The sequence below is a fragment of the Kitasatospora sp. NPDC001603 genome, assembly GCF_040298365.1.
Classification (GTDB): domain Bacteria; phylum Actinomycetota; class Actinomycetes; order Streptomycetales; family Streptomycetaceae; genus Kitasatospora.
Map to the genome: position 1 here is coordinate 1 of NZ_JBEPAA010000118.1, position 16,458 is coordinate 16,458.

At 72.7% G+C, this 16,458-nt stretch carries 14 protein-coding genes and 1 pseudogene; 9 read left to right on the forward strand and 6 right to left on the reverse strand.

Annotation, left to right across the window (positions count from 1 at the left end):
* Positions 1-230 (reverse strand): annotated as a pseudogene (locus ABT263_RS38995) (methylmalonyl Co-A mutase-associated GTPase MeaB); the annotation flags it as partial.
* Between ABT263_RS38995 and ABT263_RS36690 the strand changes: the two are divergent.
* The 5 genes from ABT263_RS36690 to ABT263_RS36710 all read left to right on the forward strand — a co-directional run bounded on the left by ABT263_RS36690 (position 141) and on the right by ABT263_RS36710 (position 6,783).
* Complete coding sequence (locus ABT263_RS36690; RefSeq protein ID WP_502885926.1) at positions 141-911, forward strand: Dyp-type peroxidase; 771 nt, start codon at positions 141-143, stop codon at positions 909-911. The pseudogene ABT263_RS38995 and the gene ABT263_RS36690 sit on opposite strands and share 90 nt — an antisense overlap.
* A 140-nt stretch (positions 912-1,051) precedes the next feature.
* Positions 1,052-1,987, forward strand: a complete 936-nt coding sequence (pheA, locus tag ABT263_RS36695; RefSeq protein ID WP_329488941.1) for a prephenate dehydratase — start codon at positions 1,052-1,054, stop codon at positions 1,985-1,987.
* Positions 1,988-2,626: 639 nt separating this feature from the next.
* Positions 2,627-3,901 carry a serine--tRNA ligase gene (serS, locus tag ABT263_RS36700; protein ID WP_352297723.1) on the forward strand — a complete coding sequence of 425 codons (1,275 nt, stop codon included), beginning with the start codon at positions 2,627-2,629 and terminating at the stop codon, positions 3,899-3,901.
* A gap of 49 nt (positions 3,902-3,950) precedes the next feature.
* Positions 3,951-4,799: an HAD family hydrolase gene (locus ABT263_RS36705; protein WP_352297725.1), complete on the forward strand. Its 849-nt coding sequence runs from the start codon at positions 3,951-3,953 to the stop codon at positions 4,797-4,799.
* Positions 4,800-4,977: 178 nt separating this feature from the next.
* Positions 4,978-6,783, forward strand: coding sequence for an LCP family protein (locus ABT263_RS36710; RefSeq protein WP_352297727.1), 1,806 nt, complete (start codon positions 4,978-4,980; stop codon positions 6,781-6,783).
* A gap of 54 nt (positions 6,784-6,837) precedes the next feature.
* Here ABT263_RS36710 and ABT263_RS36715 read toward each other — a convergent pair whose 3' ends face one another.
* Complete coding sequence (locus tag ABT263_RS36715; RefSeq protein ID WP_352297729.1) at positions 6,838-7,605, reverse strand: sporulation protein; 768 nt, start codon at positions 7,603-7,605, stop codon at positions 6,838-6,840.
* Between the two features lie 165 nt (positions 7,606-7,770).
* Between ABT263_RS36715 and ABT263_RS36720 the strand changes: the two genes are divergently transcribed.
* Entirely contained in the window at positions 7,771-8,511 is a 741-nt protein-coding gene (locus ABT263_RS36720; protein ID WP_329488936.1) for a FadR/GntR family transcriptional regulator, read from the forward strand.
* 62 nt (positions 8,512-8,573) lie between these two features.
* Positions 8,574-9,806 (forward strand): CynX/NimT family MFS transporter, encoded by a 1,233-nt coding sequence (locus ABT263_RS36725; RefSeq protein WP_352297732.1) that lies wholly within the window; start codon positions 8,574-8,576, stop codon positions 9,804-9,806.
* Between the two features lie 45 nt (positions 9,807-9,851).
* Here ABT263_RS36725 and ABT263_RS36730 read toward each other — a convergent pair whose 3' ends face one another.
* From ABT263_RS36730 to ABT263_RS36745, 4 genes are read right to left on the reverse strand one after another with little or no spacing between them, the layout of a single operon-like run.
* On the reverse strand, positions 9,852-10,568 hold the full coding sequence (locus ABT263_RS36730) for an ABC transporter permease (protein ID WP_352297734.1): 717 nt from the start codon (positions 10,566-10,568) through the stop codon (positions 9,852-9,854).
* 40 nt (positions 10,569-10,608) lie between these two features.
* On the reverse strand, positions 10,609-11,556 hold the full coding sequence (locus tag ABT263_RS36735) for an ABC transporter ATP-binding protein (RefSeq protein WP_352297736.1): 948 nt from the start codon (positions 11,554-11,556) through the stop codon (positions 10,609-10,611).
* A 24-nt stretch (positions 11,557-11,580) separates the two neighbouring features.
* Positions 11,581-12,483, reverse strand: a complete 903-nt coding sequence (locus ABT263_RS36740) for an ABC transporter permease (RefSeq protein WP_329488932.1) — start codon at positions 12,481-12,483, stop codon at positions 11,581-11,583.
* Positions 12,467-13,438, reverse strand: coding sequence for an ABC transporter ATP-binding protein (locus ABT263_RS36745; RefSeq protein ID WP_352297739.1), 972 nt, complete (start codon positions 13,436-13,438; stop codon positions 12,467-12,469). The genes ABT263_RS36740 and ABT263_RS36745 overlap by 17 nt, the downstream gene beginning before the upstream one ends.
* Positions 13,439-13,628: 190 nt before the next feature.
* Between ABT263_RS36745 and ABT263_RS36750 the strand changes: the two genes are divergently transcribed.
* Both ABT263_RS36750 and ABT263_RS36755 read left to right on the forward strand, forming a co-directional pair.
* Positions 13,629-14,057 (forward strand): hypothetical protein, encoded by a 429-nt coding sequence (locus tag ABT263_RS36750; protein WP_352297741.1) that lies wholly within the window; start codon positions 13,629-13,631, stop codon positions 14,055-14,057.
* A 13-nt stretch (positions 14,058-14,070) separates the two neighbouring features.
* The gene (locus ABT263_RS36755) at positions 14,071-16,347 is read left to right on the forward strand and encodes a hypothetical protein (RefSeq protein ID WP_352297744.1); all 2,277 of its coding nucleotides are present in this window, start codon (positions 14,071-14,073) and stop codon (positions 16,345-16,347) included.
* Positions 16,348-16,458 lie beyond the last annotated feature (111 nt).

Genomic DNA, 16,458 nt, shown 5'->3' on the forward strand with positions numbered 1-16,458 from the left:
ACCTTGTGCCCGAGGGCGGTGAGCCGGGTGCCGAAGGCGTCGATGAAGGTCGACTTGCCGACACCGGGGACGCCGGTGATGCCCACCCCGACCGCCGCCCGGCGGCGCTGGAGCCGCTGCCCGCCTTCCCGGCGGACGCGCTGGACCCGGCCCGCGGTGACGGCGACCTCTTCGTCCAGATCGGCGCCGACGACGCGCTGGTCGCCGTGCACGCCCTGCGGGTGCTCCAGCGCCGGGCGGCCGGCACCGCGGCGCTGCGCTGGCAGGCGGCCGGCTTCGCCCGGACGCCCGGCGCCACCGCGCGGCCGATGACCGGGCGCAACCTGATGGGCCAGATCGACGGCACCAACAACCCCCGGCCCGGTGAGGACGGCTTCGCCGGCAAGGTGTTCTGCGCCGCCGGTGACGAGCGGAGCGCCTGGCTGAACGGCGGCTCGTACCTGGTGTTCCGGCGGATCCGGATGCTGCTGGACTCCTGGGAGGCACTGCCGGTGGACCGCCAGGAGCGGGTGATCGGCCGCCGCAAGACGGACGGCGCGCCGCTCTCCGCGCCCGCCTCCGCCGGCGAGACCACGCCGGTGGACCTCACGGCGCAGACGGCGGACGGCACCCTGGCCGTCCCCGCCGACGCGCACATCCGGGTCGCCGCACCGGCCGCCAACGGCGGGGCGGCGATGCTGCGGCGGGGCTTCTCCTACCACGACGGCCTGCTGGCCGACGGCTCGCCGGACGCCGGGCTGCTCTTCCTCGCGTTCCAGGCCGACCCGGGCCGGGGCTTCACCCCGGTGCAGCGCAAGCTCTCCCGGGGCGACGGCCTCTCCCGCTTCCTGCGGCACGAGGCGAGCGGGCTGTACGCCGTGCCGCCCGGCGCGCCGGAGGGCGGCTACGTGGGGCAGACGCTGCTGGAGTAGCGGCCGGCCGGGGGCCGGGGCACCTCCCCGCGCCCGGGCCGGCCGCCCGCCCGGGATTCCCACGGACCGGAACGCGGCGGTGGGAGGCGGGCGAAGTGACTAAGGTGATCTGCTCGGTAACCCTTTCGCATGGAGGCGGCATGTCGGCCACCCGCTACACCTACCTCGGCCCGGCGGGCACCTTCACGGAGGCGGCCCTGCGCACCCTGCCGGAGGCGGCGACCCGGGAGCTGGTGCCGCTGGCCTCGGTGCCGCTGGTGCTGGACGCGGTGCGCGCGGGCGAGGCCTCGGGCGCGTTCGTGCCGATCGAGAACTCCGTCGAGGGCGCCGTCACCGCGACCAACGACGAACTGGCCGCCGGCACCCCGCTGATGATCTACCGGGAGGTGCTGCTGCCGATCTCCTTCGCGCTGCTGGTGCGGCCCGGCACCGAACTGGGCGACATCAAGACCGTCACCAGCCACCCCGTCGCCCAGCCGCAGGTGCGCCGCTGGCTGGCCGCCAACCTGCCGGACGCCCGCTGGGAGTCCTCGGCCTCCAACGCCGACGGCGCCCGGCTGGTCGCCGAGGAGCGGTTCGACGGCGCCTTCGCGGGCGAGTTCGCGGCGCCGATCTACGGCCTGGACCCGCTGGTCAAGGACATCGCCGACGCGCAGAACGCGACCACCCGCTTCATCCTGGTGGGCCGGCCGGGTCGGGTCTCCTCGCCGACCGGGGCGGACAAGACCTCGATGGTGGTCTGGCTGCCGGACGACCACCCGGGCGCGCTGCTGGAGCTGCTCCAGGAGTTCGCGGTGCGCGGGGTCAACCTGATGCGGATCGAGTCCCGCCCGACCGGTGAGGGGCTCGGCAGCTACTGCTTCCTGATCGACTGCGAGGGCCACCTCGCCGACCGCCGGGTGAGCGAGGCGCTGATGGGCCTCAAGCGGATCTGCCCGCAGGTGCGCTTCCTCGGCTCCTATCCGCGCGCCGACCGGCAGGTCACCAAGCACCGGCGGCCGGGCACCTCGGACGCCGACTTCGGCGCGGCGGCCGACTGGCTCTCCCGCTGCCTCGACGGGCGCGGCGACATCTGAGACGCGCGGGGCCGCGGGGGCCGCCGCGGGGGCGAAGGGAGCGACCGGGGTACCCGGCTCCGGTTGTCCGGGGCCTGCGGGGCGGCGCGGCCGGCTGCGGCATCCGGGTGACCCGGGCCGCCCGGACATTTGATCGCCGTCTTTCGTTTTCCTGTTCTTTCTTGACTGTTTTCGACTGAACTCAGCCACCGGGGCGGGTGACCGCACCCGTCGTCCACAGGCTACGCAGCGGCGGAACCGGCTGTCCACAGGCCCGGCGGCTGTCCACAGCCGAAAGTTATCCACAGACCTGGGGACGAGTCGACAAACCGGTATAGCCATCGGCCGTTTCGGTCGGAACACCGGTTAGCGGCGCAGAGATGACTAATCGGACCAGAGTCACCCGTGTGCCAGCAAATCACCCGTCTGAGTGCTTTAATTCCCTCACCCGGGAAGGTCAAATGAGGTTTGAAGCCTCAATTCCTAGGTTGCGGCCTCTCTCCCCGCCCGGCTCCCGGCCATCCACAGCCCACCCGATCCACCTGTGGATAACTCACCCCCCGGCGCTTGCCCACAGGAGTTATCCACAGGATGGGGCGAGTTATCCCCAGGGGAAATCCGCTACCGGTGGACGGGCCCCCGCCCGGTAGGCTTGGCCCCGTGATTGACCTTCGCCTGCTCCGTGAGGACCCTGACCGAGTGCGCGCCTCGCAGCGCGTCCGTGGCGAGGACGTCGACCTGGTCGACGCCCTCCTCTCCGCCGACGAACGGCGGCGGTCCTCGGGCAGTCGCTTCGACGAGCTCCGCAACGAGCAGAAGACGCTCGGCAAGCAGGTCGCCAAGGCCCAGGGCGAGGAGAAGACCGCCCTGCTGCAGCGCACCAAGGCGCTCGCCGAGGAGGTCAAGGCCGCCGACGCCGAACAGGGCGTGGCCAAGGAGGAGGCCGAGCGCCTGCTCCGCTCGCTGGCGAACCTCATCGACCCGGCCGCCCCGGTCGGCGGCGAGGAGGACTTCGTCACGCTGGAGGAGATCGGCACTCCGCGCGACTTCGCCGCCGAGGGCTTCGAGCCCCGTGACCACGTCGAGCTGGGGCAGATCCTCGGCGCGATCGACACCGAGCGCGGCGCCAAGGTCGCCGGCGCTCGGTCCTACTACCTGACCGGTGTCGGCGCGCTGCTGGAGCTCGCCCTGGTCAACATGGCGATCACCCAGGCCACCGCGGCCGGCTTCACCCCGATGATCACCCCGGCCCTGGTCCGCCCGGCCGCCATGGACGGCACCGGCTTCCTCGGCCAGGCCGCCGAGAACGTGTACTTCCTCGAAGAGGAGGAGCGCTACCTCGTCGGCACCAGCGAGGTCCCGCTCGCGGCGTACCACATGGACGAGATCATCGACGCGGACAAGCTGCCGCTGCGCTACGCCGGCTACTCGTCCTGCTTCCGCCGCGAGGCCGGCACCTACGGCAAGGACACCCGCGGCATCATCCGCGTCCACCAGTTCGAGAAGGTGGAGATGTTCGTCTTCACCACGCCCGAGGACGCCGAGCAGGAGCACCGCCGGCTGCTGCAGTGGGAGAAGGACTTCCTGAACGCCCTGGAGCTGCCCTACCGGGTGATCGACGTCGCCTCCGGCGACCTCGGCTCCTCGGCCGCGCGCAAGTTCGACATCGAGGCGTGGATCCCGACCCAGGGCAAGTACCGCGAGGTCACCTCGACCTCCAACACGACCGAGTACCAGTCGCGCCGGCTCTCCATCCGGATGCGCGAGGAGGGCAAGGTCCGCCCGCTGGCCACGCTGAACGGCACCCTGGTCGCCGTTCCGCGCACCATCGTGGCGATCCTGGAGAACCACCAGCAGGCCGACGGCTCGGTGGTGGTCCCGGAGGCGCTGCGGCCGTTCATCGGCGGGCGTTCCGTCCTGCCCCCGGTCAAGTAACGCCCACCGCACCACCGCCCGAATGCAACTCCCGGGAGACGCACGGCCCATGAGCAGTACCAGCCCCAGCCCCGTCTCCCCCGGCGCCGGTGGCGACCTGCCCTTCCGGCTGGTCGCCACCGACCTCGACGGCACCCTGCTCACCAGCCAGGAGACCGTCTCCGCGCGCACCCGCACCGCGCTGGCCGCCGCCACCGGCGCCGGAGCGGTGCACATCGTCGTCACCGGCCGCTCGGCCGCCTGGGCCCGGCCGGTCTTCGACGAGATCGGCTACCGGGGCATAGCGGTCTGCGGCCAGGGCGCGCAGGTCTACGACGCGGGGGCGCACAAGCTGCTCACCTCGCTCACCCTGGACCGCAGGCTGGCCGCGCTGGCGATCGCCAAGATAGAGGCGGAGACCGGCCCGCTCGCCGTCGCCGCCAACCAGGACGGCCTGGAGGGCGACGTCCTGGCCGGTCCCGGCTACGAACTCCTGATCGGCTCCGACCTGCCGGTGGTCCGGGTCGACAAGGGCGAGCTGCTCGCCGCCCCGCTCAGCAAGCTCTACATCCAGTGCCGCGGGCTCACCGACGACGCGCTCGCCGAGACCGCCCGCCGGGTCGCCGGCGACCTGGTCGGCGTGGTGATGTCGGGCGCCGGCATCGTCGAACTGCTCCCGCTGGGCCTCTCCAAGGCCACCGGCCTGGCCGTCGCCGCCCGCCGCCTGGGCCTGCGGGCCGCCGACACCATCGCCTTCGGCGACATGCCCAATGACGTGCCGATGTTCGGCTGGGCCGCGCACGGCGTCGCGATGGCCAACGCGCACCCGGAGCTGCTGGCGGTCGCCGACGAGGTCACCGTCGGCAACGACGAGGACGGCGTCGCCGTCGTCCTGGAGCGGCTCTACCCGCGGCACTGAGCACCGGACGGGCCGCCCGACGGCACCCGGATGCTGACCGTGAAAGAAAGAGTTTGTATGCTCCGCTGAAGCTCCGCGTCTCCCGGTGCGGTGCTCCTGTGCGGTTGTCCCGGCCCACCCGGGCCGTGCCCGCCGGACACGTACAGGATTGCTGCTTCCGCCGCTGAGAGGTACGCGCATGTCAGGCCAGTGGGACGAGAGCACGTCGGGGGCGGAAGGCCGGCGGCGCGCCGCGAACGGCCCCCGCGGCACCGGCGCCGCACGCGCGGCCGGCACCCCGCGGGCCGGCGGTTCACGCGGCGGCGCCGGCACCGACGGACCGGCGGACGACGCCCGGGTGCCCGCGCCCCGGCCCGGCGGCCGGGCGGAGGCCCGGCGGGCCGCCCAGGGCAAGGGCGGCGGCCGCGGCAAGGGCGACGGCGGGCGGTCGTCCGAGGACGGGAAGGCCGAGGGCACCGCGACGGGCGGCCGCGCGGCCGCGCGCAACAGCCGCAAGCCGAAACGGAACACCAAGAAGATCGTGGCCTGGTCGGTGGCCGGCGTCCTGGTGGCGCTGGCGGGCACCGGCGGCGCGATCTACTACAAGCTGAACGGCAACATCAAGTCCTTCGACGCGGACGCGATCTCCACCGACCGCCCGCCCGAGGCGGTCGCCGACGCCAACGGCAACAAGCCCGTCAACATCCTGCTGATCGGCTCCGACTCGCGGGCCGGCAAGAACAGCGACCTCGGCGGCGGCAACGAGGACGGTGCCCGCTCGGACACCACGATCCTGTTGCACGTCTACGCGGACCACAAGCACGCGGTGGGCATCTCGATCCCGCGCGACGCGCTGGTGACCATCCCGGCCTGCAAGCTGCCGAACGGCAAGTGGACCAAGGAGTCGCCGGGGCAGATGTTCAACTCGGCGTTCTCGGTGGGCAACAGCGAGGCCGGCAACCCGGCCTGCACCCAGAACACCGTGGAGAAGCTCACCGGCATCCGGGTCGACCACACCATCGAGGTGAACTTCGAGGGCTTCGCGGCGATGACCGAGGCCGTCGGCGGCGTCGACGTCTGCCTGCCGAACGACATCTACGAGGGGCACCTCAACCCCCACCTGGGCAAGAAGGGCAAGGTCGTCCTGCCCAAGGGGAAGCAGAAGCTCTCCGGTCAGAAGGCGCTGGACTACGTCCGGCTGCGGCACGGCATCGGCGACGAGTCCGACGTCGGCCGGATGAAGCGCCAGCAGGCCTTCCTGTCCTCGCTGATGGCCAAGGTCAAGGGCGAGGGCCTGAACCCGACCACGCTGCTGCCGCTGGCCGACGCGGCCACCAAGTCGATGACGGTCGACCCCGGGCTGGACTCGGCCAAGAAGCTGATGGACTTCGCGCTGTCGATGAAGAACATCGACCTGCACGACGTCAAGTTCCTGACCACGCCGTGGCGCTACAACGGCCCCCGGATCGACCTGGTCCACCCGGCCGTCGACAACCTCTGGAAGACCCTGCAGGCCGACCGCACCATCGACGGCGAGGACGCCACCGGCAAGCAGGAGGACGCGCCGCAGACCCCGGCCCCCGCCGAGACCACGCCGGCCGCTCCCTCGCCGACCGCGGTGGACGGCCCACCGGTGAAGGTCGCGGTCTACAACGGCACCACCGTCACCGGGCTGGCCGCCAAGGCGGCCGAGACGCTCAAGACCAACAAGGTCACCGTCACCGGTACCACCACCGCCAAGAACACCAACAAGGCGACCACCACGGTGGAGTACGGCTCCGGGCAGAAGGCCAACGCGGAGCGGATCGCGGCGATGTTCCCGGGCGCCGAGCTGACGCCCACCTCGGCAGCCGGCATCAGCCTCGTCCTCGGCAAGGACTACGCCGCGGCCAACCCGGCCGCGACCGGCGCCACGCCCAACGTGCCGGCCCCGCTGCCCACCGAGGTGGTCAACGAGGCCCGCTCGGCCGACGACGACATCTGCAGCAACGTCTCCTACGGCTAGCCGCCGCGGACCCGCCGCCGGCCCCCGGACGCCCCGGGGCCGGCGGCGCGGCCGTCAGAGCGCGGCCCGGATCCAGCCGTCGACCAGCGCGGTGAGGTCCTGGTCGGCCTGGCCGTGCTCGACCACGTGGGTGCGGATGACGTCGCCGCCGCCGTGGCCGAAGAGGCCGCCGCGCTTGTCCGCCTCCAGCACCACCTCGACCCGCTGCGCGGTGGTGACGAAGCTGACCTCCAGCGAGTTGCAGGCGTGCGCGTACTGCGGCGCGGCGGAGAACTCGATCTCCTGGTAGAACGGCAGCGTCTGGCCGGTGCCCCGGATGTGGCCGGCCTCCAGGTCGGCCGAGCGGAACCGGAAGCCGAGCTGCAGCAGCGAGTCCAGGATCCGGCGCTGCACCGCCAGCGGCTCGATCTCCAGCGGGTCGGAGTCGCCCTTGTCGAGCGCGCCCGCGATGTCGACCTCCGTCCGCACGCCGAGCTGCATGCCGTGCAGGTGCTGCCCGGCGACGACGGTGACCGGGGCCTCGAACGGCACCTGGACGGCGAACGGGATCGACCGGTTCTCGCCGGGCGCCAGCACCAGCGGCGCGGTGACGGAGAACCGCGCGAACGGGTAGAGGCCGGTGCTCTCCCCCTCCTCGTGCTCGATCTCCACCCGGGCGACCAGGGTCAGCGTGATCCCCCGGATGTCCGCCTCGACCGTCCCGCCGGTCAGCTCGACCGTTCCGTGCAGGGTGCCGCCGGGCTGCACGACCGGCGTGGTCAGGACGGTGTCGACGCCGGGACCGCCGACGCCCAGGGCACCGAGCAGCTTCTTGAACACCATGGGGGCGCTCTCCTCGAAATAGGGGTGGACCGAAGTCGTCGGGAGGAACGCCAGGACGGCCCGGACGGTTCCCCCGCGCAGGTGCGAGCCAGTTGTAGGATGACCGGGCAAGCGGTTGTAGGATGACCGATGACCGCAGATCGACGCGCAGAGGGGAGCTCCGCCATGACCGCATCCGGCCACAGCGAGGACACCTTGCAGGCCGCCGGCCGGCGCTCCCTGGTGGACACCGCCATCGACCAGCTGCGCGAGCAGCTCGCCGCCGGCAGCTGGCCGGTCGGCTCGCGGATCCCCACCGAGCACGAGCTGGCCGAGCGGCTGCAGGTCGGACGGAACACCGTGCGGGAGGCGATCCGGGTGCTGGTGCACGCCGGGATGCTGGCCACCCGGCAGGGCGAGGGCACCTTCGTGCGCAGCACCAGCGACCCGGCCTCCGTCCTGCGGGGCGTGCAGCGCTCCGGCGTCCGGGACGTCCTGGAGGTCCGGGCGGCGCTGGAGGCCGAGGGCGCCCGGCTGGCGGCGCTGCGGCACACGCCCGAGGACATCGTCCGGATGCGGGCCGCGCTGGCCCGCGAGGCGGAGGTGATCGCGGCGCACCCGGAGCGGGCCGGCCGCGAGGCCACCGTCGAGCACGACCTGGAGTTCCACACCGCCGTGGTCGAGGCCGCGCACAACCCCGCGCTCACCGAGGTGTACCGCTACTTCGGCGCCTCGGTGCGGGAGTCGATGCGGACGGCCTTCGGGGACCACGAGATGCCCGAGGTGGTCGTGGCCACCCACGCGGCGCTGGTGGACGCGATCGAGAGCGGTGACCCGGACCGCGCCGAGGCCGCGTGTCGGACGCTGCTCGCCGAGCCCACCGCGGCCGTCGAGCAGCTCCTCGCCGCCATCGCGGCCCGGAAGTAGGCGGCACCCGCCGCCGCCCTCCCGCGTCCGTCCCCCGTTTCCACGAAAGAGCAGCACGTCCCATGGCCGTCACCCGTGCCCAGCAGCCGGTCCTCGTTCCCGCCCCGCTCCCCGTCCGCACCCGGCTGGCCCACCCCGCCCTGCTGCTGACCGGCATCGTGCTGGTCGCCCTCAACATGCGGGCCTGCCTGGCGGCGATCTCGCCGATGGTCGGCGAGATCCAGCACACCTTCGGACTCTCCGCGACGGCGAGCGGTCTGATCACCACCGTCCCGGTGCTCTTCCAGGGCGCCGGCGCCCCGCTCACCCCCCGGCTGACCAGGCGGTTCGGCACCGAGCGGGTGGTGCTGGGCGCGGTGCTGGTGCTCGGCGCGGGCGTGCTGCTGCGGGTGCTGCCCTCGGTGGCCGCGCTGTACGCCGGCTGCGTGGTGATCGGGATCGCGATCGCGGTGCTGAACGTCTCGATGCCGGGCCTGGTCAAGCGCGAGTTCCCGGGCCGGGCGGCGACCATGACCGGCGTCTACTCGACCACCATGCTGGTCGGCGCCACCCTCGCGGCGGGCACCTCGGTGCCCCTGGAGCACGCCCTCGGCGGCGGCTGGCGGGCCTCGCTTGGCGCCTGGTCGCTGCTGGCCCTGATCGCCGCCGTCGCCTGGCTGCCGCAGGTGCTGCGCTCGCGCCAGGAGAAGGCGGCGGTGGCGGCGGCTCCCGCCGGCCGGCCGATCGAGGGGGTCTGGCGCTCGCCGCTGGCCTGGCAGATCAGCCTCTTCATGGGCATCTCGTCGCTGCTGGTCTACACCCTGGTGGCCTGGATGCCGACCATCCTGGCCGACCACGGGATGGACCGGAGCGAGGCCGGTCTGGTCTTCGCCTTCTCCAACCTGGTCCAGGTGGCCGGGGCCTTCCTGGTGCCGCTGATGGCCGGCCGGATGACCCGGCAGCGGACGCTGGCCGTGGTGATGGCCGTGCTGAACGCGGTCGGCATCACGATCCTGCTGGTCTCGCCGGTGCCCGGGGCCTGGGTGTCGGCCACCATCCTGGGCATCGCCCAGGGCGGCTCGCTCGGCCTCGCGCTCGCCTTCATCGTGCTGCGCACCGACAGCGCGGCCAGTGCCGCCCAGCTGGGCGGCATGTCGCAGGCGGTCGGCTACCTGGTGGCCGCGGCCGGACCGGTCGGCGCCGGGGCCCTGCACCAGCTGACCGGCGGCTGGAACGTCCCGCTGCTGCTGATGCTGGTGCTGGCGGCGGTCGCCGCCGTGGCCGGCTGGGGCGCGGGCCGCGACCGGACGCTCTGAGGCCCGGTGCCGGCCGCGGGCCCGCCCCGCGGCCGGCCGGGCCCGCTACTCCTCGGCGGCCAGGGTCAGGCCGGCCAGCTTCACCGAGGCGAGCAGCGTCGCCGCCACGGTGAGGACCAGCAGCAGCGGGACGGCCACCCCGAGCGCGACGTCCGCGGTGATCGCGCCCTCGCCGGCCACCGCCTCGGCCACCGACAGCCCCCACTGCTGGACGCTGAGCGTCCTGGCGCCCTTCACGAAGTTGCCGATCAGGGACTCCCAGATCAGCGCGTAGACCAGCCCGGCCACCACGGCGTGCCGGGTGACGACGCCGAGCAGCAGGAACAGCGCGCTGTACGCGGCACCGGCCACCAGCGCGGCGACGGTGTAGCCGAGCGCCAGGCCGTCCTCGGTGCCGTACAGCAGCAGGCCGGCCAGCAGGATCGGGACCGCCGAGAACACCCAGGTGGTGCCGACCGCCACCGCCAGCTTGGTGGTGATGATCTTCCAGCGGGGCAGCGGCTTGGCGAGCAGGTAGACGATCGAGCCGTCGTCGATCTCGGTGGCGATGGCGCCGGTGCCGACGACCAGGCCGAGGATCGGCAGCAGCGTGCCGAGGCCCAGCTGCCCGAGGATCTTGACGGTCAGGTCGTGCTTGTCCCCGCTGGAGCCGCTGGCGATCGCCGAGACGAGCAGCAGCAGGGCGGGGACCACCAGCAGCAGGACGCCGCGGCGGCGGCCCAGCAGGCCGCGCAGCGTCAGCCTGGCGACGGTCGGGTTCATGGTGGGTCGGCCTTCCTGGGGTCCGGTTCCGGGGGTGGAGCTACGCGGAGACGAGGTAGGAGAAGACGCTCTCCAGCGACTCGTCGGCCGGGGCGACGGTGTACAGCCGGACGCCGGCCTGCTGGGCGACCTTGGGCAGCAGGGTGGTGAAGCCCTGGAAGTTGACCGCCTGGATCCGCAGCCCGCCCGCCTCGCCCGCCGCCGCCCTGGCGTCCGGGCCCGGCACGTCCAGCTCGATGCCGGCCGTCGACGGGTCCGCGATCAGCGCGGCGGCCAGCCGGCGGTCGTCGCTGGAGCGGACCAGGTAGCGGTGCGGCCGGTCGGTCATCAGCCGGCGGATCCGGCGGAAGTCCCCGGAGGCGGCGTGCCGGCCGGCCACCACGACCTCGATGTGCCGGGCCAGCTGCTCGACCTCCTCCAGGATGTGCGAGGAGAAGAGCACCGTGCGGCCGTCGGCGCCGAACCGGCGCAGCAGCTCCATCAGCTGCAGCCGCTGGCGCGGGTCCATGCCGTTGAACGGCTCGTCGAGCAGCAGCACGGCGGGGTCGTGGACCAGCGCCGAGGCCATCTTGACGCGCTGCTTCATGCCCTTGGAGTACGTCCCGGTCTTCCGGTCCTGGGCGTACTCCATCTCCACCAGGGACAGCGCCCGCCGGGCCGCCGCGGCCGGGTCGGCGAGGCCGTGCAGCTCGGCGTTGGCCAGCACGAACTCCCAACCGGTCAGGTAGTCGTACATCGACTCCCGCTCGGGGACCAGCCCGATCTGCCGGTACACCTGCTGGTTGCGCCAGATCGGCGCGCCGTCCAGGGTGACCGCTCCGGTGGAGGGGGCGAGGAAGCCGCTCATCATGTGGATGAGGGTCGACTTGCCCGCGCCGTTGGGCCCCAGCAGGCCGGTGACGCCGGGACCGATCGCCATGCTGACGTCGTTGACGGCGACCACGTTGCCGAACCAGCGGGAGACCTTGTCGATGGTGATGGTGGCCATGACGCCCTCTCAGATCCTGCGTTGTCAGATGTTGCGGTAGCGGCGCAGCAGCAGCGCGTACGAGCCGGCCACCATCGCGGCGGCGGTGGCGGCGAAGACCACCACGCCGAGGGCGCCGGGCGCGTGCAGCCGGTCCGGCCCGCTGCCGAGGTCGAAGAGCTGGTTCACCAGGCTCTCCACCAGCTCGTTCGGCGCGAGCAGGGCCGTCCACTGCGCGGAGTCCGGCAGGCCGGCCCGGCCTTCCGAGCTGATGCCGCTGACGACGCCGACCACGGCGGTGCTGATCGCCAGGTAGCCCATGATCGCGGCCACCCCGAAGCCGCGGCGCGGCGTGGTGGCGGCGATCACCAGCGCGACCGAGGTGGGCACCAGGGCGTACAGCACGGCGGTGACCAGGCCGTAGAGGACGTGCGCGGTGTTGTGCCCGAAGTCCAGCCCGCCGAGCAGCGCGCCGACGTAGAGCACCAGCAGCGGGGCCGTCATCAGCAGCAGCTGGGCGCAGGCCATCGCGGCGTACTTGGCCCGGACGTAGTCGGCCCGGGTGATCGGGCGGGAGAAGTACAGCGGGACGGTGTGGTGGCGGAGGTCCCGGGAGAGCAGCACGGGCGTCTGCGAGGCCAGGAAGATCGAGACCAGCAGGCCCACGATCCCCAGGTACTCCGGGTAGTCGACCGGCAGTTCGTCCTGGCGCTGGACGAGGGCGATCGCCACCATGATCGCGGCCGGCGCGGTGACCAGACCGAGCAGCAGCATCGGCAGCACCTTGGACCGGCCCGAGCGCCCGAGGCCGTACGCGGCGCGCAGGCTCTGGGTGAACAGCGAACGGGTGGCGTAGGCCCGGCCGAGCCGGGGGCCGGCGTAGCCGCGGTACCCGATGTCGTGGATGACGCCGGTGTCGAGCGACCTGGCCTCAGAGGGCAGTGCCATCTGCGGGACCTCCCTTGCTCTGCTGACCGCTGGTCTCCGTGAACAGCTCGGCGACCCGGTGGCGGCGCTGCTCCAGCCGGACCAGCCCGAGGCCGAGGGCCGCGACCGCGTCGCGGATGGTGTCGTAGGTGTCGTCGCCGGCCAGGCGCACCAGCAGGAGCCGCGCGCCCTCCGGCTCGACCGCGAGCCCGGCGGCGGTCAGCCGCTCGCGCACGGCGGCGCTCGCGTCGCGGGTGTGGTCGTCGGGGAAGTCCGTCACCTCGACCGCGAGGGTCGCCGTCACTCCGGTGAACGACGCGGTCGACGAGGAGCGCAGCAGCTTGCCCCCGTCGATGATGACCAGGTGGTCGCAGGTCCGCTCCAGCTCGCCGAGCAGGTGGGTGGTGACCAGCACCGAGATGCCGAAGTCGGTGTGCACCCGGCGGATCAGCGCCAGCATGTCGTCCCGGCCGACCGGGTCCAGCCCGTTGGTGGGCTCGTCCAGCAGCACCAGCTTCGGGTCGTGGACCAGCGCCTGGGCCAGCTTGACCCGCTGCTTCATGCCCGTCGAGTACCCGCCCATCGGCCGGTACCGCTCCTCGTACAGCCCGACGTGCCGCAGCGTGTCGGCCGTCCGCTCGCGGGCCGCGGCGGCCGGGAGCCCGGCCATCCGCGCCATGTGCACCACGAACTCCGTCGCCGAGACGTCCGGCGGCAGGCAGTCGTGCTCGGGCATGTAGCCGACCTGCTCACGGATCTGCCAGCCCTGGGTGGCGATGTCGAGGCCGAGGACCCGCCCCGTACCGGAGGTCGCCGGGGCCAGACCGAGCAGGATCTTGATGAGTGTGGACTTGCCCGCGCCATTCGCCCCCACCAGGCCGACCACCCCGGGCTCCACCTCTACGGTGAGCTGATCGAGGGCGGTGACCCGGGGGAACCTCTTGGTGAGGCCGTCCGTCTTGATGACAGTGGACACGTCCCTCACCGTAGTGCGGCCGGACCGTCCGGGCCATGAGCTCGAATGACGACGCCCCGTGCTGCTGCGGTATGACATCCGCCCGATGATCCCCTAGGGGTTCCGGCCCGCCACCGCCCTTGTATTCTTTGCGAATTCCTAACACGGGGGCCGCCGGGGAGAGTGCCCGGCAGGGAGGGACGAGAGCACCATGTCGGATCGCGCGACCGCATTTGACCGGATGATGAACCCCTGGGCGTACGACGCCGACGGGAACCTGACCACCGCGGCCAGGCAGCAGGAGGGTGCCCGCACCCGGATCAACTCGGCGAACGCCCCCGGCGACGGCGGCACCGTCGGGGTCGACCCCGCGGCGCTGGACTCCGCCGCCAACTCGTCGGACCAGATCCACGGCCGGCTCAACGGGGACGGCCGGGCCGCCGACGACGAGACCACCCAGGTGGCCACCTCGCTGGCCAACTGGAGCACCGGCAAGGCGGCCGCGCAGACCGCCGCCACCTGGGACCAGCAGATCGCCGCCCTGAACAGCACCATCGGCGAGCTCACCCAGGCCCTGCGGGACAGCGCCACGAACTACCGGAACAACGAAACAGCCGTCAAGCACGACATGAAGGGCTGAGGGGGCGGACGACATGGTCGACTTCCACGAACTGAGCACCGCCAAGCTGGACGTCCTCGGCACCGCCGCCACCGCCTGGGAGGACGTCGCCAAGAAGCTGAAGGCGATGGACGAGGACTGGGACAACACGGTCATCGCCAAGGTCAACTCCGCCAACTGGAGCGGCCCCACCGCCGACCAGGCCCGGCCCAAGCTCCAGCGGGCCAACGAGCAGCTGACCGCCGCCGTCACCGAGGCCACCGCGATCGGCTCGATCCTCAAGGACGCGGGGAACGACTTCCAGGCGGCCAAGGCCAAGCTGGACAAGGCCGTCGCGGACGCCCGCGGCGCCGGACTGACCGTCACCGACGACGGCACCGTGAGCTGGCCGCCGGCCGACAACGCCACCCGGCACGACCCGGACGCCAGCCGCGCCTACAACGACGAGAACCGCACCAAGGCCGAAGCGGCCCGCAAGGCGATCGACGCGGCCGTCCAGGAGGCCACCGCCGCCGACGAGCGCGCCGCCTGGGCGCTGCGCTCGGACGCCTCCGCCGACGAGGTGAAGTCCTTCAACGCCAAGGCCGTCGGCGGCGGACCGGAGGCGGACGGCATCCGGGCCGCCCAGCTCGCCAGCAAGGGCGGGAAGATCTCGGACACCGAACTCACCGAGCTCAACTCGCTGCTGGCCGCCAACGCGAACGACCCGAAGTTCTCCACCCGCTTCTACCAGGACCTCGGCCCGAAGGGGACGCTGCAGGCCTGGAACAGCATGGTCGGCGACGAGCAGCAGTTCAACGGCGCCAGCGACGCCCGGTGGAAGCAGTACCAGGAGCTGCAGAAGAACCTCGGCCTCAACCTGGCCACCGCCACCCGCACCACCAACGAGCCCCACCTGTCCGACCAGTGGGCCGCCGACCTGCGCAAGGCCGGCTCCGAGACGATGTGGGACAAGCCGTACCGCCAGAGCGGCCTGGACTACTCGCCCTACGGCTACCAGGTGCTCTCCGGCATCCTGCGGACCGGCGACTACGACCCGCACTTCCTCAACCCGATCGCCGAGCACATCACCCAGCTGGACACCGACGACAAGTACTGGCCGGCCCCGGTGATGGGCCCGCGCAGCGACCGGCGCGGCTACAACCTCCTCGGCCAGGAGGGCGGTTCGGGCTGGGAGCCGACCACCGCCGTACTGGAGGCGCTCGGCCACAGCCCGGAGGCGGCCACCAAGTTCTTCCACGACCAGCCGACCGCGTACAACACCGACGGCTCGGTCAACCCGAACGGCAAGGTCAAGCCCTCGGACTACCTGACGTACTTCACGCACGACAAGGAGTACACGCCGGACACCGTCTCGCAGAAGAACGAACTGCGTCAGCAGGGCATGCGCAGCGGTCCGGACGCCCTCGGCCACGCCCTGGAGGCGGCCACCACCGGCCGGCCGTACGACGACCACTCGGGGGTCGCGCCCAAGCACACCGCCGACCAGGCCGAGGTCATGAACCGGGTCGTGCAGACCTTCGGCACCCACGGCAACGGCGGCGTGCTCGACGACCTCAAGGGCGAGGACGCCAAGTTCGCGCCGCTGCGGGACAGCCTCGGGCACATGACCGCCGACTACATGGGCGACACCCAGCGCGCGCTCTCCCCGCACAAGGACGACCTGCCGGTCAACGGCGCCCCGGCCGGGCTCAAGGAGGCGCCGGTCCGCGGCCTGCTCGACGCGCTCGGCCGCGACCCGGACGCGTACGGCGCCGTGGTCAACGCCAACCAGGCGTACTCGACCGCGGTGGTGCGCGGCCACATCGACAGCGGGCAGACCGACTTCGCCCGGCTGGAGTCGGAGATCGACTCCACCTCCCGGGCCGGCGGCGTCATCAGCGGCATCCTCAACGAGGCCCGGATCGACGAGGTCCACCAGGAGCACGCGTCCTCCGACAAGGAGTACAACGAGGCCCTGGAGAAGAACGCCGGGTACGCGCAGACGGCGTTCAGCACCACCATCGGCCTGGCCACCGAGCGGGTCCCGCTGGCGGGCGAGGCGGCCGACTTCCTCGTCGAGCAGATCACCGACAGCGTGGTGAAGGCCAACGAGCGCGACACCACCGAGGACGGCAACCAGGAGGGTCGCGACTTCGTCGCCGAGGGGCGCGAGGGCGCGGCGGTCGGGGCGAAGCAGGCCGTCATCGACGCCGCCAACGGCACCAAGCTCAGCCCCGAGGACGTCCAGCGGCTGGCCGACAGCGCCGGGGACCGGGCCCTCGACGGCTACACCGACGGATCCTCCGGCAGCCAGAGCTCCGGCGGCTGAGGGCCGCCCCGCGCCGCGGCGGGGGCCCCCCGCCCGGCGGGGGGGCCGGGGGGGGGGGGGGGGGCGGGGCGCGCCCCCCCCCGGGGGGGCCCGGGCCGGCCGCCCCCGGGG